We start from the raw sequence: 22,724 nt of genomic DNA on the forward strand, positions 1-22,724 counted from the left end.
GGTCCGAGTTGTCCGGCCGCATCTGGTCCTATCTCCAGGAGTCGTCATGATCGAGCTCGCCGACATCGCCTACGTCCGGTCCGGCGCCGCCGACCTGGACACCGCCTTGCGGTTCGCCGTGGACATCGTCGGCATGGAGCTGACCGCCCGCGAGGACGGCGTCGCCTACCTGCGCGCCGACCGGCGCCACCACTGTCTCGCCCTGGTCGAGGGCGAGTCCGGGGTGATCAGCTCGGGGTTCACGGTGCGCGACGAGGACGCGCTGGCCGCCGCCGAGACCGAGCTGGAGCAGGCCGGCGTCACCGTCGTACGAGGCGACGCCAAGGGGGCCCGCTCGCGCCGGGTCAGGGACTTCCTGGCGTTCGACGACCCGTTCGGCAACCGCGTCGAGCTGGTCACCGACCAGGTGACGCTGACCGCCCCGGTCCGCTACGGCCGCGAGGCCGGCATCACCGAGTTCGGCCACCTGTGCCTGGACGCCCCCGACGTACGCGAGGCCTACCGCTTCTGGAACGGCCACTTCAACGCCCGCGTCTCCGACTGGATCGGCGACTGGGCCTGCCTGATGCGCATCGACCCGGTCCACCACAAGCTGGCGGTGTTCCAGGGGAGCCGGCCGGGCCTGTGTCACATCAACTTCCAGGTCGACTCCCTCGACGCGGTCATGCGCAACTGGCACTTCCTGGAGGCGCGCGGGGTCGAGATCGAGATGGGGCCCGGCCGCCACCCGCAGTCCACGGCGGTCTTCGTCTACTTCAAGGGGCCCGAGGGGATCACCTACGAGTATTCCTGGGGCGTACGGCTCATCACCGACGAGGACGCCTGGCGGCCCCGCTACTTCGACCCGGACGAGCCGGGCTCCATCGACATGTGGCAGGGCGTGACGCGCCGCGTCCACACCCAGCCGCAGATCCGCCGCCCGCTCGACCAGAGCTGAGCGCGACCGCCCCGGCCCCGCACGGCGGCCACAGGAAAGTGATCGAACGCATGAGTGAACGGACGGCAGAGCGCACCGCCGAGGTGCTGCTGGAGGCCGAACGCAGCCGCACGGACCGCGACCCCATCACCGAGGAGTGGCCGGGGCTCGACCTGAGCACGGCCTACCGGGCGCAGGACGCGCTGCCGGCGCGGAAGAAGGCCGCCGTGCGCTTCGCCTTCGCCGGGCTCGGCACCGTGTCCGTGGCGGGGGTGTGAGATGCCGCTGGTCGAGGTGACGCTGTCCGAAGGTCGCGATCCGGCCGCCATCCGGGCGCTCATCCACGAGGTGCACGCGGCCGTCGAACGCTCGATCGGCGCGCCCTCGCAGAGCATCCGGGTCATCGTACGCGAGGTGCCGCGTACCCACTGGGCGGCCGGGGACGAGACGCTCGCCGAGCGCGACGAGAGCAACAGGGGTGGTTGAGATGGAATTCTTCGGACACGTCATCGACGGCGCGGAGGTGAAGTCCGCCGGCGGCGAGACGTTCACCAGCGTCGACCCCTATACGCGCGAGCCGTGGTCTGAGGTGGCGCTCGGCGGCGCGGCCGAGGTGGAGCGCGCCGTGGCGGCGGCGCGGCGGGCGTATGACGAGGGGCCGTGGCCGCGCATGGGCCGCGCCGAGCGCGGCAGGCTGCTGCACCGCCTGGCCGACCTCATCATCGAGCACGCGGACGCGCTCGGCCTGGCCGACACCCGTGACATGGGCAAGCCGATCACCCAGAGCCGCGGCAACGACGTGCCCCGCGCCGCCGACAACTTCCGCTTCTTCGCCGACCACGCCCGCCTGGCCACCGCCGAGACGCTGCCGATGGACTCCGGCCACCACGCCTACACGCGCTACGAGCCCGTCGGCGTGGCCGCCGCCATCGCCCCGTGGAACTTCCCGCTGATGCTGGAGAGCTGGAAGATCGCGCCCGCGTTGGCCTGGGGCAACACGGTCGTGCTCAAGCCCGCCGAGGACACGCCGGCCTCCGCGACGATCCTCGCCCGGCTCGCGCTGGAGGCCGGCCTGCCGCCCGGCGTGCTCAACGTCGTCCACGGGTACGGCCCCGGCTCCGCCGGCCAGGCGCTGACCGAGCACCCCGGGATCGACCGCATCACGTTCACCGGCGAGTCGGGGACCGGCCGCGTCATCTCGGCCGCCGCCGCGGCCCACCTCGTGCCGGTCAGCCTGGAGCTCGGCGGCAAGGGCGCCAACGCGGTCTTCGCCGACGCCGATCTCGGCAACGCGGTGAGCTGGTCCATCAGAGCGATCTTCACCAACGCCGGCCAGGTGTGCCTGGCCGGTTCGCGCCTGTACGTCCAGCGCCCGGTGTTCGAGGAGTTCCTCGCCCGCTTCACCGCCGCGGCCGAGGCGATGAGCCTGGGCGACCCCAAGCTGGACACCACCGCGATCGGCCCGCTGGCCTCGGAGACCCACTACCGCAAGGTCCGCGGCTACGTCGAGACCATCGCCGGCGAGGGCGGCGCCGTCCACTCCGGCGGCCTCGGCGACGGCTGGTTCGTGCGCCCCACCGTGATCACCGGCATGCCCGCCACCGGCCGCCACCAGCGCGAGGAGATCTTCGGCCCGGTCGTCACCGTGACGCCGTTCGACACCGAGGACGAGGTCGTGGCGCTGATGAACGACACCCGCTACGGCCTCAACGCGATGTTGTTCACCGAGAACCTGTCCCGCGCGCACCGCGTCTCGGCCCGCCTCCGGGCCGGCACCGTCTGGGTGAACTGCTTCTTCGTCCGCGACCTGCGCGCCCCGTTCGGCGGGGTGGGCGACTCGGGGGTCGGCCGCGAGGGCGGCACCTTCAGCCGCGAGTTCTTCACCGAGCCGAAGGCCGTCGTCATGCAGATCACCTGACCGCCTGGCGGGTGGTGAGGTCAGGAGCCGGTAGTCAGCATCGCGACGATGTCTTTGTGGTTGAGGTAGGCCAGGATGCGGATGCCGTCGTCATCGCGGCGGAGCAGGAAGGTCGACTCCAGGCGGACAGGCCGCCGGTCTCTCAGAACCTCGGACATGCGCGCGAGGACGACGTTGTCGCGGTGCGGGAGCGATCGGCGCCCGGCGCCGCAGCGCCCATCTTCGACGTCACCCGCACCGTCCAAGACCAGGGCGGCCGCACCTACGAGCTGCTACGCCGCATCGCGGACCCGCTGCGCGTCCGCCTCATCGAGCGCCGGCTGACCCTGTCCCCAGGCGCGCCCGTGTGATGATGCGGGCACCAACCCGGTGCAAAGCCGCTGACTCGGCGGCCGGAGGAGGTGGACCGTGGAAGTACTGGCGGTGCTGGCGATCATCGCATTCATCATCTGGGCGTCAGGCAACTCCGGCGGCACCAGCGGGAGCGGCACCAGCGGGAGCGCCGACAACAAGTACATGAGGCGGTACGAGCGGAAGTACGGGCGGAAGAACAGGCATCGCCGGTCCGGCTAGTCCGACGGTGGCGCGGGCGGCGGCGACCTCGGTCTCGTGCTCTATCAGCCCGGTGGTACGGCATCGAGGGGATGACTCCCCAGGTTCGTGGTGTCGGTGCCGAGACTGGCTACGGTCCACCGGCACGAGTCGGATACAACCTGGACGGGTTCAGCCGACATGACGATTTCAACGGTGCAGTCGCGACCTTCACGACCAGTGATCGGAAATCTGTAGCTCAATGAATTGTTCCGCGTCAGGGTGCTCGGCTCGGGGTGCGCGTAAACGGCCTGGATCTGGGTCTTGTCACCGGCTACGGGGTGGCTCCAATGGAAATAGTTGGGCAAATCCTTGTTCGGCAGCTCAAACACGCAACCCGCAGGCGCCGTCAGGCGCAGTTTTGCAGTCGGATTCCTGAATACAACTGATTCACTGCCGGTCGGCATGATATCTATGATGATTTCTTCGGTGTCGGGCTTGTAGTAGGGTCCGACGTTTCTTACGGCAAGCCGCCCGGGAACCAGATAGATATGACCAGACGGGCAGACCTTGTTTACCACGGCTTTGACGGCCATGCTGATGACCTCCATAGTGGGCGAGACAGTGTATTGTCGCTGCGACTGCCAGGCACAGCACAATATGCCCACCCCTCTCGACCCGCATGCTCACCGTCGGCATTGTTTCCGCAGACCAGAGGGCTTCTTGCCGTTCACCAGAATGAACCGCTGCACAGCGGCTAACGCTTCCGGCCGATCAGGCGATATCTCTATATGTCTGGTCCAGTGCCCCAGCCTGCCCTGAGGTGAATAGCGGTGACTGATCAGTTGGTTCTGCTGGCGCTTAGCTTTGTACTGACGACCGTCCTGGGCGGTGCACTCGGTTCCCGCTTCCAGCGGCGTGCATGGGCACACCAGCACGAGACCCAGCAGCGTGAACGGGAACGCGAGCAGGCGAGCAAGGTATTCGAGGAGGTCAGCAGCCTGCTCGATAGGCGGCTCTACCGCATGCGACTGGTGTTCTGGGCGGCCAAGCGGCAGGCCCGGGGCGGTGCGCACGATGGGCTCGCCGAGGCACGTGAACGCTATCGCGAAGTCCTGCTGACCTGGAACGACAATCTCAATCGCAACTCGGCTCTCACGCAGACGTACTTCGGCACGGGCACCCGCCAGCGACTTGAGGCGCTGTATGAGGATTACGCGGCCATCGGACGCGCGCTCGACCAGTTCATGCGCGATCTCGGCGGCGCCTCACCGCGCCAACCTCACGATGCTGCGCCGAACCCCAGCGCGCGCTCCCGGTTCACCGGTCGGATCCCGCCGATCGGCCGGCGACTTGACCATCTCAGCCATCAGGTCTATCTCTTCAATCTCCACATGCTCCGACTCCTGCAGAGCGGCCAACTGGGTCAGACGGCTCCTGCAGAGTCGATCTCCTCGCCCCCGCGGCGCCTGCTGCAGTTCGGCGACCAAGGCGCGGCGGTGCGACGGCTGCAATCGGCCCTTGTCCGGACCGACGAGACTGCGATCGTTGTGGATGGGCTGTTCGGGCGTGAGACCGAGCGTGCATTGAGTGCGTTCCAAGAGGCCAACGGGTTGGTCGCGGATGGCAGATATGGGTTGGCGACCCGGAAAGCACTGCCCATCGGGGAAGATCTTCCTATTCTCCGTGAGGGCGCCACGGGCGACAACGTCGAGCGACTCCAAGCCGTGCTGACGAATTACGCACCGGGCCGATGGGAGACCACACCAGGGGATGTGGACGGCGTGTTCGGTCCCAGGACGACAAGGACCGTTGAGGCTTTCCAAGAGTGGCGCGGCCTTCTGACCGACGGCGTTGTCGGCCCTACAACGTGGGCCGCTCACTTGAGCGATGGGGATACCTCTCTGGAGCTCGCGGTGCGCACCTGACCCGGCTGGCGTCGCAAGTCAGCCATGCATGCCCGACAGCGTCCGCCGGCAGCCCACCCCCGGCCGGCGTTCAGTCGCACTCGGATGAGGCGCGCCTCCGATCCCCCTCGCCGCCGGGCGTTGATTGCCACTGGCCGCATTGATCAAGCGCGCTTACTCTGACGTCGAATGTGCATATGGCCCGGTCTGCTCTGGCCGGACCGCCCCATCGGCCTTGGAGGTATCTCCATGCGATTCAAGCGAGGGGTTTCAGCGGCGGTGCTGATCGCCGGCGCACTCGCTCTCGGCGCCATCCCGGCTCACGCCATCCCTCCTCCCCCGCCAGGGGGCGACCTCCTCATCGTCTTCAGCTACTACAGCGGCGAACAAGTCATCGGACAGCGCTGGTTCGGGTGCGGTCAACCGCCGGGCCAGTGGGGGATGCTGGACGGCACGCTGAAAGTCTTCTTCACGCCCTGCTGAGCCGCAGAATGAGCTTCGGCGGTCCGCGCCCCCGCAGCGGATCGCCGACGAGCTTGGGTGGTTACTTGTTGACGTCCTTGGCCGGGCGGAACCGCATGCCCCCTGCCGGGAACGTTGACCGCCTCGTTGGTGTTCGGGTTCCAGCGGCGCGGCGCACGTCGTAGATCGCCCACGGCATCCGGTCAAGGTGCCGCTCGAACATGTCCAGCGGCGGCCCGCTGCGGTAACGATCATTCGGCTGATCCGGTATGCCGGGTGGATCGGACCCTGTTGCCAGGCAAGAAAAGAGTTCGTCGGCTGGGCTTGCATCCGGTACCCAGGTACAGGCTTACCGTCGAGGCATGACACCAGACATCGCCTTGGACCAGGAATGGGTACCGTCGGCGTGCACGCTGCCCACCGCTGAGCAGCCGCTTCGGGTGGCCGAGTTCGATGCGTTGTTCGCCGAAGCGGTGCAGGCCCTGTCGCGCCCGGATCGGACGCGGCTACGGCTGGAGCTGGTCGTCAGCCCGGACAATGCCGCTCGGGCCGCCGAGCTGATGGCGCGGGAGAGCGGCTGCTGCTCGTTCTTCGTCTTCACCCTCACCATCGCCGACGGCGGCCTGGCGCTGGAGGTGACGGTGCCGGTGGAGCAGGTCGAGGTATTGGACGCGCTGCAGGCACGCGCAGGCGCGGCCGCCGGAGCGAGGCGGCCGGTGTGAGACAGGACATCGACGGACTGCACCTGCGCAGCGGGCAGGTGGCCGAGCGGGCCGGAGTCAACCTCCAGACCCTGCGCTACTAGCGCACTCCACACTGTGGCGGCCCGACGGCGGCCCTGCTGCCGGGATGCGCTGTACTACTCGTCATGACGATCGCCCGCTCCCTCCTGCTGTTCGCCCTGGCCGCACTCGCCGAGATCGGCGGAGCGTGGCTGGTCTGGCAGGGTGTACGCGAGCAGCGCGGCCTCCTGTGGATCGGGGCCGGCGTCATCGCGCTTGGCCTGTACGGGTTCGTTGCCACGCTCCAGCCGGACGCGAACTTCGGCCGCATCTTGGCCGCCTATGGCGGCGTCTTCGTCGCCGGATCCCTGGTGTGGGGCATGGTCGTCGACGGATTCCGGCCCGATCGGTGGGACGTCATCGGCGCTTTGATCTGTCTGGCCGGTGTCGCCGTGATCATGTACGCGCCGCGCGGCTGAGCTGCGGGTCTGTCACTTGCCACCTCTCGGCAGGCTGTCGCGCAGCACCGTCAACGGAAGGAGAGTCGATTGATTGCCGGGCCCGCCCGATGCCGAACCTGGTCGCGCCCGGTGACGCGATGACGCCTGTGCCGGATGCGGCGGAGTGGATCAAATATCCCCATAGAGGGACCTTTTCGATATGCAGAGACATTAGACAGCATAACTACAGAGAGTAGCTGGAATAAGACTTTTTGTAACTTCGATCGAGCTGGATCGGGTCGCAAGAAATAGAGGAGTCCAACATGAAGGCACGTCAGATGGGCGGAGCATGCGCTGTCGCCATCGCCCTGCTCACGACCGGGGCGATCACAGGTTCCGGCGCGGCGATGGCCGATGATCGTCCGACGCCGAGCAGGGTCACGGTGTGCGGCACCGGTCCGGTATACCGGTCTGCCCACGTCCGCATCGAGATCAAATGCGACATCAGAGTCGATTTCGAACGACGCCGGCGCATGCAGGACAACGCCGATAACGCCGACAACGCCAACGACGCCCTCCTGCCAGAGAGCCTGGACGCAGTGGCCGACCAGTGAGCCTCTCCTGCTAGGTGGGACGTGTTAGTGCGCCGGCTGCGCGTCAGGCCTGTCGCTCGTCGCCCCGCAAGTAACCCCCAGGACACGAAACGGGCCGTCCCTCGGGCCGCACACCAGGAGGAAGGTGTACGGCCCAGGGGCGGCCTTGGCGCTGGATCGCAGCACCCGAAGGCCCCAGGAGTGCACGACGTCGCCGACGTGCCCGTTGTGCTTGCCCCACTCGACGTACTCGCCCGCCTCGGTTGCGCCGGCGATCTGCGCCCGGTCGTACTCAAGCTGGTTCTCGGGCTGGGCCTTACGGGCGAGCAGCGCAGTGCGGGTCTTGCCGCTCTCCCACGCGGCGCCGACCCGCCTCACACGACCGGGTACGCGAGGCGTGGCGCCGAAGATTCACTTGCGGGCACGCCACCCTTCTGGCATGCGAGGTCGTCAGCGCACAGGCAGCCCCGTGACCGCGCGGCCGATGATCAGGCGCTGGATCTCCGAGGTGCCTTCGAAGATGGTGTAGATCTTGGCGTCGCGGTGGAAGCGCTCCACCGGGTGCTCCCTGGTGTAGCCCGCGCCGCCCAGGATCTGGATCGCCTGCTCGGTCACCCAGACCGCCGTCTCCCCCGCCACCAGCTTCGACATCGACCCCTCCGCCTGCTCGAACTGCCGGCCCTTGCGCGCCATCCACGCGGCCCGCCACGTCAGCAGCCGGGCGACGTCGACCCGGGTGGCCATCTCGGCCAGCAGGAAGGCGATCGCCTGGTTCTCGCCGATCTTGCGGCCGAACTGCTCGCGCTCGCGGGCGTAGTCCCTGGCGTACTCGAAGCCGGCCCGGGCGATGCCGACGGCCATCGAGGCGACCGACGGGCGGGTGGTCTCGAACGTGCGCATCGCGGCCTGCTCCCCCGCCCGCTCCCCGTTGCGTACGCGCGCCAGCCTGGCGTCCAGCTTCTCCTTGCCGCCCAGCAGGCACGAGCCCGGCACGCGGACGTCGGACAGGACGACCTCGGCCGTGTGCGAGGCGCGGATGCCGTGTTTGCGGAACTTCTGGCCCATGGACAACCCGGGCGTGCCCGGCGGGATGACGAAGGTCGCCTGGCCCCTGGTGCCCAGGGCCGGATCGACGGAGGCGACCACCACGTGGACGTCCGCGATGCCGCCGTTGGTGGCCCAGGTCTTGACGCCGTTCAGGATCCAGTCGCCCCGGTCGTGGACGGCGCGGGTGCGGATGGCGCCGACGTCGGAGCCGGCGTCGGGCTCGGAGGCGCAGAAGGCGCCGAGCTTGACGTCGTTCTCCGAGCCGAACATCTGCGGCAGCCACTCCCCCATCTGCTCGGGAGTGCCGTTGGCCGACAGCGCGGCGGCGGCCAGGCCGGTGCCGACGATGGCCAGGCCGATGCCCGCGTCACCCCAGAAGATCTCTTCGAACGCCACGGGCAGCGCCAGCCCGCTCTCCTCGAACCACTGGGTGGCGAAGAAGTCGAGGGAGTACAGGCCGATCTTGGCCGCCTCCTGGATGACGGGCCACGGGGTCTCCTCGCGCTCGTCCCATTCGGCGCCCGCTGGTCTGATCACGTCGCGGGCGAAGGCGTGCACCCAGTCACGTACCTCGATCACATCGTCACTGAGCTCCGGACAGAACATGCGCCGCACCCCTCGGTAGTTACCAGCGGTAACACCTTACCGGCCGGTAGGCCCTTGCGGAACGCCCTGCGAGCCCGTCAACTGCGGGTAATATCATGGTCACTCTCCGATCGTCTCGCAGGAGGAGTCCGCGTGGACCGCCGGCTCGTCGCGCTCCTGGCCGCCCTCGCCGCCGCTGCCGCCTATCTGCTGCTGCGGCCGGCGGCGACGGTCGGCGCGACGGCGTACTTCGACTCCGCGGTGGGCCTGTACCCGGGCTCCGACGTGCGGGTGCTCGGGGTCAGGATCGGCCAGGTCACCGAGGTCGCGCCGGCCGGCGGCAAGGTTCGGGTCGAGCTCGCCTACGACGCCGACCGCCGGGTCCCGGCGTCCGCGCAGGCGGTCATCGTCGCCCGCTCGGTGATCGCCGACCGCTACCTCCAGCTCACGCCCCCGTACACCGGAGGTCCGGCGCTGGCGGACGGCGCGACGTTGCGCGACACGCGCTCGCCCGTGGAGATCGACACGGCGCTCAGCGGGTTCTCGCAGCTCGCGGCGGCGCTCGGACCACGCGGGGCCGAGGAGGAAGGCGCGTTGTCGCGGCTGCTGCGGGTGTCGGCCGACACGTTCGGCGGGCAGGGCGAGACCGTGGGCGCCACCGTCCGCGGGCTCTCCGACGCCGCCTCCGCACTGGCCGCGGGCGGCGACGACACCTCCCGGACGGTCCGGCACCTCGCCGTCATCACCGGCGCGATGGCCAGGGACGACGCGCGGATCCGGATGTTCATGCGCGATCTGGCGGGCGTGTCCGAGCAGCTCGACGGCGAGCGCGAGGAGCTGCGGGCGGTGCTCAAGGGCCTGTCGGGCACGCTCACGCAGGTCGCCGACTTCGTCGAGGACAACCGGGGCGAGGTCGCGGCCGGCACGCGCGACCTCGCCCACCTCACCGAGCTGCTGGTACGCCAGCGCGCGTCGATCGAGGCGTTCCTGGACGTGGCCCCGCTCGGGCTGAACAACGCCGGCAACGCCTACGACGCCACGAGCGGCACCTTCTGCGCCCGGCTCGACCTCAACGGCCAGACCGACGACCTGGCCAGGTGGCTCTGCTCGCTGCTCCACGACGCCACGGAGGACGGCTGCGAGTCCCTGCTCGGCCCGCTGAACCCGGCGGGGCGGGCGGCCGGCAAAGGGGCGATCGACACGTCGTGGCTCCTGCCCGACGTCCATGTCGATCGCCCCGATCTCACGCTCGGCGGCCTGCTGCGGCCCTGACCAGGCCCTCCGGCTCACGTCGCCGACCCGGCCGGCCGCCGGCTCGCGCCGCGATCCGGCTGGGCGGGTTATCGCGTGGTCCTGGCGGCCCAGGTGGAGACCAGTACGGCGGCCACGGCCAGCGCCAGGCCGGCCACGAGGCCGTACATGAGCGGGGTGAAGGCGCCGAACGCGGCCGCCACCTGCGGGCCCACGCTGCCCCCGACCGCGAGGGCGAAGGAGAACAGCGCCAGCGCCGTCCCCCGCGCCTGCCCCGCCCTGGCCGAGATGGCCTCGTTCATGGCGGGCAGGCCGGCGGCGGTGGCTCCGACGTAGAGGGCGAGCAGGAGGATGAGCGCCGCGCCGCCGGCCAGGCCCACGACCGCCAGCGCGAGCGCGCCGAGCGACAGGAACACCATCGCCCTGGTCGTCGCGGACACCCGGCCCAGCCACGGCATCACGATGGGCACCAGCACGATCGACGGCAGCCCGGCCGCGCGGAGCGTGAGCAGCTCGGCGGCGGAGGCCACGCCGTAGATCTGCAGGCCGGTGTACACGGCGACGAAGCCGACCATGAGCATGATCGTGGCGATGTACCGGAGCACGAGGACGCGGTCGAACAGCAGGCCGGGCAGCGCGCGGTAGGCCGACAGCGGGGATCCGGCGCCCTCGCGCGGCAGGTCGGGCAGCATGATGGCGCGCAGGCCCAGGGCGGCCAGTGCGAACCCCGCCGCCGAGAGCAGGAACAGCCCGCGCCAGCCGATCGCGTCCACCAAGAGCTGGGCGGCGACCTGCAGCAACACCGCGGAGGCGAGGAAGGCGCCGGTCACAGAGGCGATCGCGACCACGCGGCGGCGCGGCTCGATCCGCTCGGCCAGGTACGCCATGCCCGCGGGCGGGAACATCGCCACCGCGACGCCCTGCACCGCCCGCAGCGCGAGCGCCACCTCGGGCGACGGGCTCAACGCCACCGCCGCCGTGGTGACGGCGGCCAGCGGCAATCCGATCATCAGCAGCCTGCGGCGCCCGTAGCGGTCGGACAGCGGCCCGAACAGCAGGAAGCCGAGGCCGTAGCCGATGCCGAAGGCGGTCACCAGCCAGGTCAGGCCGCCGGCGGAGGCGCCCCAACCGGTGGCCATGTCCTGCAAGAGCGGGATCACGACGTACAGCTGGCCGCTGACCAGCACGGCGGTGAGCGTGAACACGGTCAAGGTGCGGCCGAACAGGGCCGGCTCGGCGGCGGTGTCCGCCGGCGGGTGCGGCCGGCGAGAAGCGGTAAGTGTCATGAGGCGGGACGGTAGCCAACCAACCAGTTGGATGTCAACTGGGTAGTTGGTTTACAACCAACTGGTTGTTGGTGGCTATGATGACGACCATGGCACCCAAGGTCTCGACCGCCGCCACCCGGGCCGCCCTGCTGGAGGCCGCGCGCGAGGAATTCGCCGCGTACGGCGTGGCGGGCGCCCGCGTGGATCGCATCGCCGAACGCGCCGGCGTCAACAAGGAGCGCATCTATGGCCATTTCGGCAGCAAGGAGAAGCTGTTCGACACCGTCATCAAGGAGGCGCTCGACGACCTGACCGCGCAGATGGCCCTGCCCGGCGGCGACCCGGTGGACTACGTGGCCAAGCTGACCGACTACTACCACACCCACCCCGACCTGGTGCGGCTGCTGATGTGGGAGGCGCTCAACTACCGCGGTCAGGACCTGCTGGCCGGGCAGGAGGAACGGGTCGAGCGCTGCGCCCGCAAGGCCGCCTCACTGGCGCAGGGCCGGGGCGAGGAGCCGTCGGCGGCGACGGCGCGGGCGCTGTTCATGCTGACGGGGCTGGCGCTGTTCCCGGCGATGATGCCGCAGCTCGGGCGGATCATCCTGGGCGAGCACGCCGACGACCACGACGCGATGCGCGACCAGATCGCCACCTTCGTCGCCGCCGCCCTCACGTGAGCCGGGTCAGGTGGCCATCGTGATCATGGGTGGGCGTTCCGCGATCCCGACGTCCCTCGACAGGACGTCATGGCCGTCCGCCCCGCGACGGAACTGCGCCAGCCGGTCCGCCGGCTCGTGGGCCGTCTCGATCATCCCCTGACGCCGCAGCCGCGACCAGGCGGCCAGCATGATCTGCGACGCCATCCCCCCGAGCGCCTCCGTCGACTGCGGGGTGTGCTCGCGTGAGCCCAGGTCCACCTGGGCGAAGGCGTCCAGGCCCGCCAGCTCCAGGAGGTCGATCAGCAGCCCGAGCTCGACCCCGTAGCCGGTCAGGAACGGCACCCGCTCCAGGGCCGAGCGCCGGCCGGCGTACTCCCCGGCCAGCGGTTGCACCAAACCGGCCAGTTGCGGCCAGTGCAGGTTGATGAGCGGCCGGGCGACCAGCTCCGTGACGCGGCCGCCACCGTTGGGGGCGCCGTTCAGCGGGCGGTCGTAACAACCCTTGACGTAGGCGACGGTGGGGTCAGCAAGCAGCGGGCCGAGCAGGCCAAAGACCAGAGAAGGGTGAAATTTCCGGATATCGGCGTCGACGAAGACCACCACGTCCCCCGACGTGACGGCCAGCGACTTCCACAGGGCCTCCCCCTTGCCGTCCAGCGGCTTGAGCCGCGGCAGGATCTCGTCCTGGGCGTACACCTCGGCCCCGGCCAGCGACGCGACCCGCGCGGTGTCGTCGCAGGAGCGTGAGTCGATGACCACGACCTCGTCGACGAGCCCGCCGAGCTCCCGCCGGATGGTCCGGACGATCTCCCCCACGGTGTCCCGCTCGTCGCGGGCCGGCAGCACCACGCTCACCGTGGTGCTCCCCTTGGCGGCCATCAGGTCCCGGATCGGCCAGTCCACGGCGGACGACGTACGGCGCCGCAACCATCCGCACACTTCAGGCAGCATGCCACCACCCCCGCTTCCCCACCTGCCAGCTTATGCGGTGGTGGCGTGCCGCTCCAGGAAGGTGTAGACGTCGGCCTCGTCCACGCCCGGGAACGACCCGGGCGGCAGCGCGGCCAGAATGTGGGAATTGGCGCGCGCCGACGGCCAGGCGTAGCCCTCCCAGCGCTCGGCCAGCTCGGCAGGCGGGCGGCGGCAGCAGTCGCCGGTCGGGCAGCCGGACTTGGTGCGGCTGGTGGTCTCGCGCCCCCGGAACCAGCGCGACTCCTTGTACGGCACCCCGAGCGTGATCGCGAAGTCCCGCTCGCGCGAGGGATCCACGTGGGCCACGCAGAAGTAGGTCCCGGTCGGCGAGTCGGAATACTGGTAGAACACCGAGAACCGGTCCGGCGAGGCGAACACCTGCCGTCCCGACCACTGCAGGCACATCCGCTGCCCCTCGATGGCCCCCTGTTCGTCGGCGGGGAAGACGATCCCGTCGTTCTCGTAGGCCTTGTAGATGGTGCCGCCGGCGTCGTTGCGCACGAAGTGGCAGACGAGGCCCAGGTGGTGGGTGGCCAGGTTGGTGAAGCGGTGGGCGGCCATCTCGTACGAGACCGCGAACACGTCCCGCAGATCCTCCACCGACAACGCCCGCCCGGCCTTGGCCTCCTGCAGATAGAGCGCGGCGGCCTTCTCAGGGACCAGGACGGCGGCGGCGAAGTAGTTGGCCTCGGTGCGCTGGCGCAGGAAGTCGGCGAAGTCGCGGGGCTTGTCGTGGCCGAGCGCGAGGTGGCCGAGGGTCTGGAGCAGGATCGTGCGCGGGGTGTGCATGCCGAGCTGCTCGTGCTTGACGTAGATGCGGCGGTTGCGCAGGTCGGTGATGGAGCGTACGGATCGGGGCAGGTCCTGGGCGGTGTGCACGGTGTAGCCGAAGTGCGTCACCAGGCTCTGGACCGTGCTCTGGGAGAGCGCGCCGGTGCGGTAGCCGACCGCGTCGAGGGCCTGCGCGGCGGCCTTCTCGATGTCGGGGAAGTAGTTGCCCACCTCGCGCTGCCTGCGCCGGAGCTCGGCGTTGGCGACCCTGGCCTCCTCGGGGGTGGCGGTGCCGCGGGCCTGCCTGGCGCGCAGCTCGCCGTACAGGCCGAGGAGGTGTTCGAGCACGTCGTTGGGCACGCGCGCGGAGACCTTCAGCCGCGGCAGGCCGAGCCCCGTGTAGATGGGGTCGCGCTGCGCCTCCTCCAGTGCGATCTCCAGCTGGGCGCGGCGGTTGGGCGGCTGGCGGCGCAGCAACTCCTCGACGGGCACCCCGAGCGCGGCGGCCAGCGACTTGAGCAGCGACAGCTTGGGCTCCCGCTTGCCGTTCTCGAGCAGCGAAAGCTGGCTGGGCGCCCTGCTGACGCGCGAGCCGAGGTCCGACAGGGTGAGGCCGCGCTGTTTGCGCAGGTGGCGAAGGCGCTGACCAAACGCGATCAGATCAAGCTCCTGCGTCAAAGACAGCGGTTCTTCGCCTAGCAACGAGGCCATGCGGGCATCTTAGACAGAAAATCGGCCCATTTTCTAGCCTCTGCGGGGGGCGTGTCCCGAGGACGCCGGCGACCGCACCCCGGGCCCGTTCCACTCAGGCGATTGGTCTAGTCCAACGGTAAAAGACGCGAATTCTTCACTGCTGAATACCCATAAGTAATGCCCAGATCGGAAATTTCGGCGTTTCTTCTCATGATTGCGCCCTATTGGCCATGCCCCGTGGGGGCACAGACTCGGCGTGAGCCCCAGGGGACGACGAAGGAGTGAACCGAAATGACGGATCGCCTCAAGGGAGCCGCGGAGCAACTGCGGGAAGAGTGGGACAACGACCCTCGATGGGAGGGCATCGAGCGCACCTACAGCGCGGAAGACGTGGTCAGGTTGCGTGGCAGCGTGCAGGAGGAGCAGACGCTGGCCCGGCTCGGAGCCGAGCGCCTGTGGCGCCTGCTGCACACCGAGGACTACGTCAACAGCCTCGGCGCGCTGACCGGCAACCAGGCCGTGCAGCAGGTGCGGGCCGGTCTGCAGGCGATCTACCTGTCCGGCTGGCAGGTCGCCGCGGACGCGAACCTGGGCGGGCATACGTACCCGGACCAGAGTCTGTACCCGGCCAACTCCGTGCCGGCCGTCGTGCGCCGCATCAACAACGCGCTGCTGCGCGCCGACCAGATCACCTGGTCGGAGGGCGACGCGGACGCGCCGCACTGGCTGGCGCCGATCGTGGCCGACGCGGAGGCGGGGTTCGGCGGAGTGCTGAACGCCTTCGAGCTGATGAAGGGCATGATCGCGGCCGGGGCCGCCGGCGTGCACTGGGAGGACCAGCTCGCCTCCGAGAAGAAGTGCGGCCACCTGGGCGGCAAGGTGCTGATCCCGACCGGCCAGCACATCAAGACGCTGAACGCCGCCCGCCTCGCCGCGGACGTCTGCGGCGTCCCCACACTGATCATCGCGCGGACCGACGCACAGGCCGCGACCCTGCTGACCAGTGATGTGGACCCGCGCGACCAGGCGTTCTCCACCGGAGAGCGCACCGCCGAAGGGTTCTACCGGGTCCGGAACGGGCTGGAGGCGTGCATCGCCCGCGGGCGGGCCTACGCGCCCTACTCCGACCTGCTCTGGATGGAGACCGGCACGCCCGACCTGGACGTGGCGCGCGAGTTCGCCGAGGCGATCAAGGCCGAGTACCCGGACCAGATGCTGGCCTACAACTGCTCGCCCTCGTTCAACTGGAAGAAGCACCTCGACGACTCCACGATCGCCAAGTTCCAGCGGGAGCTGGGGCACATGGGGTACAAGTTCCAGTTCATCACGCTCGCCGGGTTCCACTCGCTGAACTACGGCATGTTCGACCTCGCGCAGGGGTATGCGGCGGACGGCATGTCGGCGTACGTGGAGCTGCAGGAGGCCGAGTTCGCCGCCGAGGCACGCGGCTACACCGCCACCCGGCACCAGCGCGAGGTCGGCACCGGTTACTTCGACCTCGTCAGCACGGCCGTGGCGCCCGACTCCTCGACGACCGCGTACAAGGGGTCGACGGAAGAGGAGCAGTTCGCCCACTAGTTTCCGCAGACTCGCCGGCCACCTCCAGGGCATGGGACGGTTCCCCCGGCGAAGGGCCGCGCCAGTTCCCCCCAGCACTGGCGCGGCCCCTTTTCTACCCGCAGACGGCCGGTCACCCGGCGCTTCGCCCCAACACGAACGAGGCGGTCATCCGGTGCGAGCGACCTCCTCGGCTGACGTGAACGAGGGCGGTCATCCGGTGTGGACGGCCTCCTCGGCCTCCACCTGGCGGTTCCAGTCGCCCTTGACGGCCCGCCAGCCCTCATCGTCCACACCGATCCGCCAATAGCCGGAGATGGACAACCGGTCGAGCGAGATCCCCCGGTCCACCCGCAGGAAGCGCCGGAGCTCCTTCACGAAGCCCGCCTCCCCATGTACGAAGGCGTGCACCTCACCCTCGGGGAACTCCAGCCCCCGCACCGCCTCGACCAGCTTCTCACCCACCGGACCGTCGCCTCGGTACACCCACACGATGTGCGCGTCCGCGGCCGTTCCCAGCTTCTGCTCCTCCTCGGGCCCGTCCACCTCCACCAGCACGTGCGCGAGCACGCCCTCGGGCAGCGCCTCAAGGGCGGCCGCGATGGCCGGAATGACGCTCTCGTCGCCCACCAGGAGATGCCAGCCGGCCGCGGGGTCGGGCGCGTATCCGCCGCCGGGCCCCAGCAGGAACAGCACGTCCCCGGGCTCGGCCCGCTCGGCCCACGGCCCGGCCAGCCCCGAGTCGCCATGGACGACGAAGTCCATGGTCAGCTCCCCGGCGTCCGGGTCCCAGGCGCGCACGGTGTAGGTCCGCAGCCGCGGCCAGTGCTCACGCGGCATGGTCTCGCGGCAGGTCTTCACGCTGAACGGCTCGGGATATTCGACGCCCTCGACCGGAAAGACGATCTTCACATAGTGGTCGGTGAGTCCCGAGGTGGCGAAGTCGGCCAGCCCGTCACCGCCGAACACGACACGGACCATGTGCGGGGAGATCCGCTCGGTCCGCAGAACGACACCCCGGTGAGCGTCCCTGTTCTTCTCAGCCATCGAGCAGCCCCCTGAAGTTAGGTATACCTAACCTTACACGCCCCATGAAGGGAAAGAGTACGCCGCTAACAGCAAAAGGGACAACCCAAGTATCCGGCGATCAGGCCGCCGCGGAGTCCTGCTGCGACGCGGGCCTGACGGACACCGCGCCCAGGAAATGACACATGTGCCGGAACACCTGACGCGCCTCCGGCAGCACGTCGGCCAGGATCGGGAACACGTGCGGCATCCGCCGCCACTCCTCGTACCGCACCGGGATCCCGGCCTGCCGCGCCCGCTCGGCGACGCGCCTGGCCTCGTCCCGCAGCACCTCGGTCGACCCGGTCACGATCATCAGTGGCGGCAGCCCCGTGAAGTCGCCGAGCACCGGCGACACGAGCGGATCGCGCGGATCCAGCCCGGAGGTCCACCGGCGGGCCAGCCATCGCACCCGGCTCGCCGGAAGCAGCGGATCCTGCCACCGGTTCGCGCGGCGCGGGAAGTCGGTCAGATCCGCCCAGGGCGACAGGCAGATCGCCGCGGCCGGTCGCGGCAGCCCCGCGTCACGCAGGGCCAGCAGCGTGGCCAGGGTCAGATGACCGCCGGCCGAGTCACCCGCGAAGACGACGTCCTCGGGCGCGTGGCCGCGCCGCAGCAGGCAGTCGTAGGCGTCCAGCGCGTCGGCCAGGGAGTCGGCCAGCTTGTGCACGGGCCCCTGCCGGTAGTCGAGCGCCAGGACCGGCCGCCCGGCCGCCACCGAGAGCCGCCACGTGATCGACCGGTGCGTACGCGGCGAGCAGGAGAAGTAGCCGCCGCCGTGGAAGTACAGCGCCACCTTGCTCTCGTCGAGCCCCTGACCGCCGCGGACCCATTCGCCCCCGCACGACGAGAACGTCGCCGGCACGATCGTCACCTGCTCGGGATGCGGCACCTGGACCAGCCGGGCGAGATCGCCGAGCCGCGCCGCGCCCGCCAGCGCGAGCGGATGACGCATCAGCAGGCTGGAGGCCGGTTTCAAGGTCCCGCGCATGAGACCGGTCAGCGCGCGAGCCTGCCAGCTCAAGGGGTAGTCGGGCACCACATCCCTGTCGATCCGCATATGGGTCCTCCGATGACTTTTCTTCCCCTTAGCGGATCGTTCTACCGGCCAGTAAGTATCTCGTTCCTTACGCGCATATTTCGGGCCCGCCTGACACGCCGCCCGGCTGGGCCTCACCCGGCCACCGCAGATCGAGCCTCGATCGACGGTGACACCGTCCGTACCCGTCGAATTCGCCTGATCTTGACATGCCCGCAAGGCGGACGAATACCATGCCTCTGCTCAGTGATCGTGTGGGGTCATCCCACGACGTCAGCGAAGGAACTACATGATTCCGGACCCCACAACGTCGGTGCCACCGTGGTACGCCTGGAACGACGGCCCGAAGCCGGCCCGTTCGTGGCCCTCTCCGAAGGCGGACGTCGACGTCCACCGCGACCGGCTGAAACGGGTCGGCCTCGAGATGCACACGGACACGGGCGTGGTGAACGAGTGGGACGCGAAGCAGGGCTACGACCCGCTGACCGGTCTGCCGGCCGACGTCGACGGTTTCGGCGCCAAGTTCTACGGCGATTATTATGCGGTCTCCTCCTCGGATTACGTGGCCACGTTCCTATGGAGATCCATGACGGCCGTGGACGACGCCGTGGAGCGCTTCTCGAACGCTGTCCACAGCGGTGCCCTCAACATCAGACGCAGCTACGAGAACCTCGGCGACATGGTCTTCGCTTCGGGCGTCAACTACGACCGCGCAGAGGGCATCTTCGACAAGAATCTCCCCTCCCTCACCGGATCGGATCTCGGCCGGGGCACCACTCACGAGACGTACCTGATCACGAGTATGCATCCTTGGCAGGAGGAGGACACCTCCCCGCTTGACGCGCCCCTGATCAAGGACTGCCTCAACGCCGTCCACGTGGCGAAGCTGAACGACAAGGCCGGCTGCTGCACCCGACTGGCCGAGCACTTCACCGACCTCCAGGAGACCGTCGAGGGGCGGGCCCGCCAGCTCGCCGGCGCCTGGCCGGGGCAGACGTCCGAGTTCGCGCTCGAAGCACTGCGCAAGGTGCAGGCAACCTACCGGACACTCGCCTACGCCACCGGGACCACCAGCGGCACCCTCTCCTGGCTGGCCGGCGTGGTGCAGCAGTACCAGGACGGCTTCGAGGACACCGTCAAGCTCGGCGACCATGAGTTCGACGACGACCTGCCCAACTGGATGCTGCCCTCCGGCGGCGGCGCACACGACCGGGCCCGCGCGTACCTCCGCGAGCTGAACACCCACCTGGCCGCCGCTTACAACATGCTGCCGCAGCAGATCGAGACCCTGCTGCCCGGTGTCCCCAGGACCGCCTCGGCGCTGAGTTACAACGAGGGCGACGGTCTCAAGGACGACAGCGGATTCTGGGATTTTCTGGAAATGGGTTTCGACGACCTGCAAAAAACCGACCGTGAAGACAAGGTCAGCATCGTCACCGAGTGACCGTGATCGTCCGTCGCACGCTCTCGTCGGGACGCGTGCGACGGACGCGCGTCATCAGGTCGGCGCGGTCGACGCCGGCCAGGCCGAGCGCCCGCCGTCCGGGGAGCGCCCGGTTCACGGCCGATCTTGACATACGCGCAACGCAGCTGAATACCATGCATGTTCTCAGTGATCATGAGGGGTTCATCCCACGACGTCAGCGAAGGAACAGCATGAATCCGGACCCCGCAACGTCGGTGCCGCCGTGGTACGCCTGGAACGACGGCCCGAAGCCGGCCCGTTCGTGGCCCTCTCCCAAGGCGGACGTCGACGTCCACCGCGACCAGCTGAAACGGGTCGGCCTCGAAATGCTCACGGACACGGGCGTGCATAACAAGGAGCAAGTCGAGATGGGCCTCGACTCGCTGTCCGGTCTGCCGGCTCGCTTCGACTATTTCGGCGCCGACTTCTACGCCGGCCATATCTGGAGGGAACCCGTGACCACGTGGGCGTGGGGGTCCATGACGGCCTTGGCCGGCAGCGTGTCCCGCTTCTCCAAGGCCGTCCAAGGGTGCGCCCGTCTCATCAGAGGCAGCTACGAGAACCTCGGCGACATGGTCTTCGCCACGGGCGTCAACTACGACCGCGCAGAGGGCATCTTCGACAAGAATCTTTCCTCCTTCACCGGATCGAATCTCGGCCGGGGCACCACTCACATGACGCGCCTGATCACGAGCAAGTATCCTTGGGAGGAAGAGGACGTCTCCTCGCTTGACGCACCCCTGATCAAGGACTGCCTCAACGCCGTCAACATATCGGGGCTGAACAGCCAGGCCGACTACTGCACCCAACTGGCCGATTACTTCACCGACCTCCAGGAGACCGTCGAGGGGCGGGCTCGCCAGCTGTCGAACGCCTGGCCGGGGCAGACGTCCGAGTTCGCGCTCGAAGCACTGCGCAAGGTGCAGGCATCCTGCCGGACACTCGCCTACGCCACCGGGACCACCAGCGGCACCCTCTCCTGGCTGGCCGGCGTGGTGCAGCAGTACCAGGACGGCTTCGAGGACACCGTCAAGCTCGGCGACCATGAGTTCGACGACGACCTGCCCAACTGGATGCTGCCCTCCGGCGGCGGCGCACACGACCGGGCCCGCGCGTACCTCCGCGAGCTGAACACCCACCTGGCCATCGCCTACGACATGCTGCCGGACCAGATCGAGATTCTGCTGCCCGGTGTCCCCGACTCCGCCTCGGCGCCGGACTACAACGAGGCGGACGGTCTCAAGGACGACAGCGGATTCTGGTCGTCGCTGGAAAGCGGTTTCAACAAACTGCAAAAAACCGACACTGACCACAAGGTCGACAACCTCATCTTGTGACCGTGATCGTCCGTCGCACGCTCCCGTCGGAGAGCGTGCGACGGACGCGCGCCATCAGGTCGGCGCGGTCGGACGCCGGCCAGGCCGAGCAGGGCGAACACGCCCGTGGTCAGCAGCGTCTTGTCACCCTTGCCGGCGCCCCTGACGATCTGGTGGACCGACGCCTGGGACGGGATGAAGAAGAGCGCCCGGTTCACGGCTGATCTTGACATGTGCGCAACGCAGCTGAATACCATGCATGTTCTCAGTGATCATGTGGGGTTCATCCCACGACGTCAGCGAAGGAACTGCATGATTCCGGACCCCGCAACGTCGGCGCCACCGTGGTACGACTGGAACGACGGCCCGAAGCCGGCCCGTTCGTGGCCTTCTCCGAAGGCGGACGTCGACGTCCACCGCGACCGGCTGAAACGGGTCGGCCTCGAGATGCAGACGGACACGGGCGGGCTGAGCGAGTCGGAAGTGAAGGGGGGCCTCCCCCCGCAGACCGGTCTGCCGCCTGGCTCCGACACTTTCGGCGCCGGGTTCTACGGCGATTCTTCTGCCTCCGGACCCCTCGACGGGCGGATATGGAAGTCCATACACGCCGTGGAGGACGCCGTGGAGCGCTTCGCGGATGCTGTCCAGAACGGCGCCTACAACCTCAGTTGCGACTACGTGGCCCTCGGCTACCTGGTCTTCGCTTCGGGGGTCAACTACGACCGCGCAGAGGGCATCTTCGACAAAAATCTTCCCGACCTCACCGAAGAGAATCTCGGCCGGGGCACCACTCACGAGACGTACTCGATCACGAGTAAATATCCTTGGCAGGAGGAGGACACCTCCCCCTTTGACGCGCCCCTGGTCAAGGAGTGCCTCAACGCCGTCCACGTGGCGAAGCTGAACGACAAGGCCGGCTACTGCACCCGACTGGCCGAGCACTTCACCGACCTCCAGGAGACCGTGGAGGGGCGGGCCCGCCAGCTCGCCGGCGCTTGGCCGGGGCAGACGTCCGAGTTCGCGCTCGACGCACTGCGCAAGCTGCAGGCAACCTACCGGACGCTCGCCTACGCCACCGGGACCACCAGCGGCACCCTCTCCTGGCTCGCCGGCGTGCTGCACCAGTACCAGCTGGGCTTCGAGGACACCGTCAAGCTCGGCGACCACGAGTTCGACGACGACCTGCCCAACTGGATGCTGCCCTCCGGCGGCGGCGCGCACGACCGGGCCCGCGAGTACCTCCGCGAGCTGAACACCCACCTGGCCACCGCTTACAACATGCTGCCGAAGCAGATCGAGACTTTGGTGCCCGATGTCCCGACGTCCCCCTTGGTGCCGTCCTACGACGAGCGTACCGGTCTCAAGGACGACAGCAGATACTGGGATTTTGTGGAACTGGATCTCGCCAACATGCGATGAACCGAGCGCGACGACAAGATCAGCAGCTTCGCAGTGGCCGTGATCGTCCGGCGCACGCTCTCGTCGGGACGCGTGCGACGGACGCGCGTCATCAGGTCGGCGCGGTCGACGCCGGCCAGGCCGGG

General features: G+C 68.9%; 27 protein-coding genes. 18 read left to right on the forward strand and 9 right to left on the reverse strand.

Annotated elements, in window-relative coordinates; all coding sequences use genetic code 11:
• The 4 genes from ACWD0F_RS15400 to ACWD0F_RS15415 form a co-directional block, all read left to right on the forward strand.
• Nucleotides 1-937: VOC family protein (locus ACWD0F_RS15400; protein ID WP_449875739.1), on the forward strand; the 937-nt coding region annotated here is incomplete at its 5' end.
• A gap of 50 nt (nucleotides 938-987) precedes the next feature.
• Entirely contained in the window at nucleotides 988-1,194 is a 207-nt protein-coding gene (locus ACWD0F_RS15405; protein ID WP_449875741.1) for a hypothetical protein, read from the forward strand.
• Between the two features lies 1 nt (nucleotide 1,195).
• Nucleotides 1,196-1,402 carry a tautomerase family protein gene (locus ACWD0F_RS15410; RefSeq protein ID WP_449875743.1) on the forward strand — a complete coding sequence of 69 codons (207 nt, stop codon included), beginning with the start codon at nucleotides 1,196-1,198 and terminating at the stop codon, nucleotides 1,400-1,402.
• A gap of 1 nt (nucleotide 1,403) precedes the next feature.
• Nucleotides 1,404-2,834 carry an aldehyde dehydrogenase gene (locus tag ACWD0F_RS15415; RefSeq protein ID WP_449875745.1) on the forward strand — a complete coding sequence of 477 codons (1,431 nt, stop codon included), beginning with the start codon at nucleotides 1,404-1,406 and terminating at the stop codon, nucleotides 2,832-2,834.
• A 20-nt stretch (nucleotides 2,835-2,854) separates the two neighbouring features.
• On the opposite strand, the gene ACWD0F_RS15420 is transcribed toward ACWD0F_RS15415, so the two are convergent.
• Complete coding sequence (locus ACWD0F_RS15420; RefSeq protein WP_449875747.1) at nucleotides 2,855-2,992, reverse strand: hypothetical protein; 138 nt, start codon at nucleotides 2,990-2,992, stop codon at nucleotides 2,855-2,857.
• 24 nt (nucleotides 2,993-3,016) lie between these two features.
• On the opposite strand from ACWD0F_RS15420, the gene ACWD0F_RS15425 reads away from it, so the two are divergent.
• Both ACWD0F_RS15425 and ACWD0F_RS15430 read left to right on the forward strand, forming a co-directional pair.
• Nucleotides 3,017-3,184, forward strand: a complete 168-nt coding sequence (locus ACWD0F_RS15425) for a hypothetical protein (protein ID WP_449875749.1) — start codon at nucleotides 3,017-3,019, stop codon at nucleotides 3,182-3,184.
• Between the two features lie 58 nt (nucleotides 3,185-3,242).
• On the forward strand, nucleotides 3,243-3,407 hold the full coding sequence (locus ACWD0F_RS15430; protein ID WP_449875751.1) for a hypothetical protein: 165 nt from the start codon (nucleotides 3,243-3,245) through the stop codon (nucleotides 3,405-3,407).
• A gap of 44 nt (nucleotides 3,408-3,451) precedes the next feature.
• Here ACWD0F_RS15430 and ACWD0F_RS15435 read toward each other — a convergent pair whose 3' ends face one another.
• Nucleotides 3,452-3,976: a hypothetical protein gene (locus ACWD0F_RS15435; RefSeq protein WP_449875753.1), complete on the reverse strand. Its 525-nt coding sequence runs from the start codon at nucleotides 3,974-3,976 to the stop codon at nucleotides 3,452-3,454.
• Between the two features lie 222 nt (nucleotides 3,977-4,198).
• Between ACWD0F_RS15435 and ACWD0F_RS15440 the strand changes: the two genes are divergently transcribed.
• The 5 genes from ACWD0F_RS15440 (at nucleotide 4,199) to ACWD0F_RS15460 (ending at nucleotide 7,510) form a co-directional block, all read left to right on the forward strand.
• The gene (locus ACWD0F_RS15440) at nucleotides 4,199-5,293 is read left to right on the forward strand and encodes a peptidoglycan-binding domain-containing protein (RefSeq protein ID WP_449875755.1); all 1,095 of its coding nucleotides are present in this window, start codon (nucleotides 4,199-4,201) and stop codon (nucleotides 5,291-5,293) included.
• A gap of 228 nt (nucleotides 5,294-5,521) precedes the next feature.
• A complete protein-coding gene (locus ACWD0F_RS15445) occupies nucleotides 5,522-5,755 on the forward strand; it encodes a hypothetical protein (RefSeq protein ID WP_449875757.1) in 234 nt (77 codons plus the stop codon).
• Nucleotides 5,756-6,096: 341 nt separating this feature from the next.
• Entirely contained in the window at nucleotides 6,097-6,456 is a 360-nt protein-coding gene (locus ACWD0F_RS15450; RefSeq protein WP_449875759.1) for a hypothetical protein, read from the forward strand.
• 146 nt (nucleotides 6,457-6,602) lie between these two features.
• A complete protein-coding gene (locus ACWD0F_RS15455) occupies nucleotides 6,603-6,935 on the forward strand; it encodes a YnfA family protein (protein WP_449875761.1) in 333 nt (110 codons plus the stop codon).
• Between the two features lie 284 nt (nucleotides 6,936-7,219).
• Nucleotides 7,220-7,510 (forward strand): hypothetical protein, encoded by a 291-nt coding sequence (locus ACWD0F_RS15460; RefSeq protein WP_449875763.1) that lies wholly within the window; start codon nucleotides 7,220-7,222, stop codon nucleotides 7,508-7,510.
• A 24-nt stretch (nucleotides 7,511-7,534) separates the two neighbouring features.
• Here the strand turns inward: ACWD0F_RS15460 and ACWD0F_RS15465 are convergent, their stop codons facing one another.
• Both ACWD0F_RS15465 and ACWD0F_RS15470 read right to left on the reverse strand, forming a co-directional pair.
• Entirely contained in the window at nucleotides 7,535-7,867 is a 333-nt protein-coding gene (locus ACWD0F_RS15465; protein WP_449875765.1) for a hypothetical protein, read from the reverse strand.
• Between the two features lie 72 nt (nucleotides 7,868-7,939).
• Nucleotides 7,940-9,142: an acyl-CoA dehydrogenase family protein gene (locus ACWD0F_RS15470; protein ID WP_449875767.1), complete on the reverse strand. Its 1,203-nt coding sequence runs from the start codon at nucleotides 9,140-9,142 to the stop codon at nucleotides 7,940-7,942.
• A 132-nt stretch (nucleotides 9,143-9,274) separates the two neighbouring features.
• On the opposite strand from ACWD0F_RS15470, the gene ACWD0F_RS15475 reads away from it, so the two are divergent.
• Nucleotides 9,275-10,393: an MCE family protein gene (locus ACWD0F_RS15475; RefSeq protein ID WP_449875769.1), complete on the forward strand. Its 1,119-nt coding sequence runs from the start codon at nucleotides 9,275-9,277 to the stop codon at nucleotides 10,391-10,393.
• A 68-nt stretch (nucleotides 10,394-10,461) separates the two neighbouring features.
• Here ACWD0F_RS15475 and ACWD0F_RS15480 read toward each other — a convergent pair whose 3' ends face one another.
• Complete coding sequence (locus tag ACWD0F_RS15480; protein WP_449875771.1) at nucleotides 10,462-11,658, reverse strand: MFS transporter; 1,197 nt, start codon at nucleotides 11,656-11,658, stop codon at nucleotides 10,462-10,464.
• Between the two features lie 89 nt (nucleotides 11,659-11,747).
• Here ACWD0F_RS15480 and ACWD0F_RS15485 point away from each other — a divergent pair, with 89 nt between their 5' ends.
• Nucleotides 11,748-12,320: a TetR/AcrR family transcriptional regulator gene (locus ACWD0F_RS15485; RefSeq protein ID WP_449875773.1), complete on the forward strand. Its 573-nt coding sequence runs from the start codon at nucleotides 11,748-11,750 to the stop codon at nucleotides 12,318-12,320.
• A 6-nt stretch (nucleotides 12,321-12,326) separates the two neighbouring features.
• On the opposite strand, the gene ACWD0F_RS15490 is transcribed toward ACWD0F_RS15485, so the two are convergent.
• Nucleotides 12,327-13,253 carry a glucosyl-3-phosphoglycerate synthase gene (locus ACWD0F_RS15490; RefSeq protein ID WP_449875775.1) on the reverse strand — a complete coding sequence of 309 codons (927 nt, stop codon included), beginning with the start codon at nucleotides 13,251-13,253 and terminating at the stop codon, nucleotides 12,327-12,329.
• Between the two features lie 30 nt (nucleotides 13,254-13,283).
• The gene (locus tag ACWD0F_RS15495; RefSeq protein WP_449875777.1) at nucleotides 13,284-14,756 is read right to left on the reverse strand and encodes a helix-turn-helix domain-containing protein; all 1,473 of its coding nucleotides are present in this window, start codon (nucleotides 14,754-14,756) and stop codon (nucleotides 13,284-13,286) included.
• A 273-nt stretch (nucleotides 14,757-15,029) separates the two neighbouring features.
• Here ACWD0F_RS15495 and aceA point away from each other — a divergent pair, with 273 nt between their 5' ends.
• Nucleotides 15,030-16,316, forward strand: coding sequence for an isocitrate lyase (aceA, locus tag ACWD0F_RS15500; protein ID WP_449875779.1), 1,287 nt, complete (start codon nucleotides 15,030-15,032; stop codon nucleotides 16,314-16,316).
• Nucleotides 16,317-16,508: 192 nt separating this feature from the next.
• Here the strand turns inward: aceA and ACWD0F_RS15505 are convergent, their stop codons facing one another.
• Both ACWD0F_RS15505 and ACWD0F_RS15510 read right to left on the reverse strand, forming a co-directional pair.
• Nucleotides 16,509-17,342, reverse strand: a complete 834-nt coding sequence (locus tag ACWD0F_RS15505; protein ID WP_449875781.1) for a siderophore-interacting protein — start codon at nucleotides 17,340-17,342, stop codon at nucleotides 16,509-16,511.
• A gap of 100 nt (nucleotides 17,343-17,442) precedes the next feature.
• The gene (locus tag ACWD0F_RS15510; RefSeq protein ID WP_449875783.1) at nucleotides 17,443-18,420 is read right to left on the reverse strand and encodes an alpha/beta hydrolase; all 978 of its coding nucleotides are present in this window, start codon (nucleotides 18,418-18,420) and stop codon (nucleotides 17,443-17,445) included.
• 268 nt (nucleotides 18,421-18,688) lie between these two features.
• Between ACWD0F_RS15510 and ACWD0F_RS15515 the strand changes: the two genes are divergently transcribed.
• The 4 genes from ACWD0F_RS15515 to ACWD0F_RS15530 all read left to right on the forward strand — a co-directional run bounded on the left by ACWD0F_RS15515 (nucleotide 18,689) and on the right by ACWD0F_RS15530 (nucleotide 22,599).
• Complete coding sequence (locus ACWD0F_RS15515; RefSeq protein ID WP_449875785.1) at nucleotides 18,689-19,843, forward strand: hypothetical protein; 1,155 nt, start codon at nucleotides 18,689-18,691, stop codon at nucleotides 19,841-19,843.
• Complete coding sequence (locus ACWD0F_RS15520; protein WP_449875787.1) at nucleotides 19,840-21,201, forward strand: hypothetical protein; 1,362 nt, start codon at nucleotides 19,840-19,842, stop codon at nucleotides 21,199-21,201. Before ACWD0F_RS15515 ends, ACWD0F_RS15520 begins: the two co-directional genes overlap by 4 nt.
• Nucleotides 21,198-21,404, forward strand: a complete 207-nt coding sequence (locus ACWD0F_RS15525) for a hypothetical protein (RefSeq protein WP_449875788.1) — start codon at nucleotides 21,198-21,200, stop codon at nucleotides 21,402-21,404. The genes ACWD0F_RS15520 and ACWD0F_RS15525 overlap by 4 nt, the downstream gene beginning before the upstream one ends.
• 88 nt (nucleotides 21,405-21,492) lie before the next feature.
• Nucleotides 21,493-22,599, forward strand: coding sequence for a hypothetical protein (locus ACWD0F_RS15530; protein ID WP_449875790.1), 1,107 nt, complete (start codon nucleotides 21,493-21,495; stop codon nucleotides 22,597-22,599).
• Nucleotides 22,600-22,724: the final 125 nt, after the last annotated feature.

The organism is Nonomuraea sp. NPDC002799 (genome assembly GCF_053592075.1).

What these genes read in the sequence shown, in the direction of transcription:
- ACWD0F_RS15405 (WP_449875741.1), top strand. Translation starts at nt 988, where the DNA reads ATGAGTGAACGGACGGCAGAGCGCACCGCCGAGGTGCTGCTGGAGGCC.
- ACWD0F_RS15410 (WP_449875743.1), top strand. Translation starts at nt 1,196, where the DNA reads ATGCCGCTGGTCGAGGTGACGCTGTCCGAAGGTCGCGATCCGGCCGCC.
- ACWD0F_RS15415 (WP_449875745.1), top strand. Translation starts at nt 1,404, where the DNA reads ATGGAATTCTTCGGACACGTCATCGACGGCGCGGAGGTGAAGTCCGCC.
- ACWD0F_RS15420 (WP_449875747.1), bottom strand. Translation starts at nt 2,992, where the DNA reads ATGTCCGAGGTTCTGAGAGACCGGCGGCCTGTCCGCCTGGAGTCGACC.
- ACWD0F_RS15435 (WP_449875753.1), bottom strand. Translation starts at nt 3,976, where the DNA reads ATGGAGGTCATCAGCATGGCCGTCAAAGCCGTGGTAAACAAGGTCTGC.
- ACWD0F_RS15445 (WP_449875757.1), top strand. Translation starts at nt 5,522, where the DNA reads ATGCGATTCAAGCGAGGGGTTTCAGCGGCGGTGCTGATCGCCGGCGCA.
- ACWD0F_RS15450 (WP_449875759.1), top strand. Translation starts at nt 6,097, where the DNA reads ATGACACCAGACATCGCCTTGGACCAGGAATGGGTACCGTCGGCGTGC.
- ACWD0F_RS15455 (WP_449875761.1), top strand. Translation starts at nt 6,603, where the DNA reads ATGACGATCGCCCGCTCCCTCCTGCTGTTCGCCCTGGCCGCACTCGCC.
- ACWD0F_RS15460 (WP_449875763.1), top strand. Translation starts at nt 7,220, where the DNA reads ATGAAGGCACGTCAGATGGGCGGAGCATGCGCTGTCGCCATCGCCCTG.
- ACWD0F_RS15470 (WP_449875767.1), bottom strand. Translation starts at nt 9,142, where the DNA reads ATGTTCTGTCCGGAGCTCAGTGACGATGTGATCGAGGTACGTGACTGG.
- ACWD0F_RS15480 (WP_449875771.1), bottom strand. Translation starts at nt 11,658, where the DNA reads ATGACACTTACCGCTTCTCGCCGGCCGCACCCGCCGGCGGACACCGCC.
- ACWD0F_RS15485 (WP_449875773.1), top strand. Translation starts at nt 11,748, where the DNA reads ATGGCACCCAAGGTCTCGACCGCCGCCACCCGGGCCGCCCTGCTGGAG.
- ACWD0F_RS15490 (WP_449875775.1), bottom strand. Translation starts at nt 13,253, where the DNA reads ATGCTGCCTGAAGTGTGCGGATGGTTGCGGCGCCGTACGTCGTCCGCC.
- ACWD0F_RS15495 (WP_449875777.1), bottom strand. Translation starts at nt 14,756, where the DNA reads ATGGCCTCGTTGCTAGGCGAAGAACCGCTGTCTTTGACGCAGGAGCTT.
- aceA (WP_449875779.1), top strand. Translation starts at nt 15,030, where the DNA reads ATGACGGATCGCCTCAAGGGAGCCGCGGAGCAACTGCGGGAAGAGTGG.
- ACWD0F_RS15505 (WP_449875781.1), bottom strand. Translation starts at nt 17,342, where the DNA reads ATGGCTGAGAAGAACAGGGACGCTCACCGGGGTGTCGTTCTGCGGACC.
- ACWD0F_RS15510 (WP_449875783.1), bottom strand. Translation starts at nt 18,420, where the DNA reads ATGCGGATCGACAGGGATGTGGTGCCCGACTACCCCTTGAGCTGGCAG.
- ACWD0F_RS15515 (WP_449875785.1), top strand. Translation starts at nt 18,689, where the DNA reads ATGATTCCGGACCCCACAACGTCGGTGCCACCGTGGTACGCCTGGAAC.
- ACWD0F_RS15530 (WP_449875790.1), top strand. Translation starts at nt 21,493, where the DNA reads ATGATTCCGGACCCCGCAACGTCGGCGCCACCGTGGTACGACTGGAAC.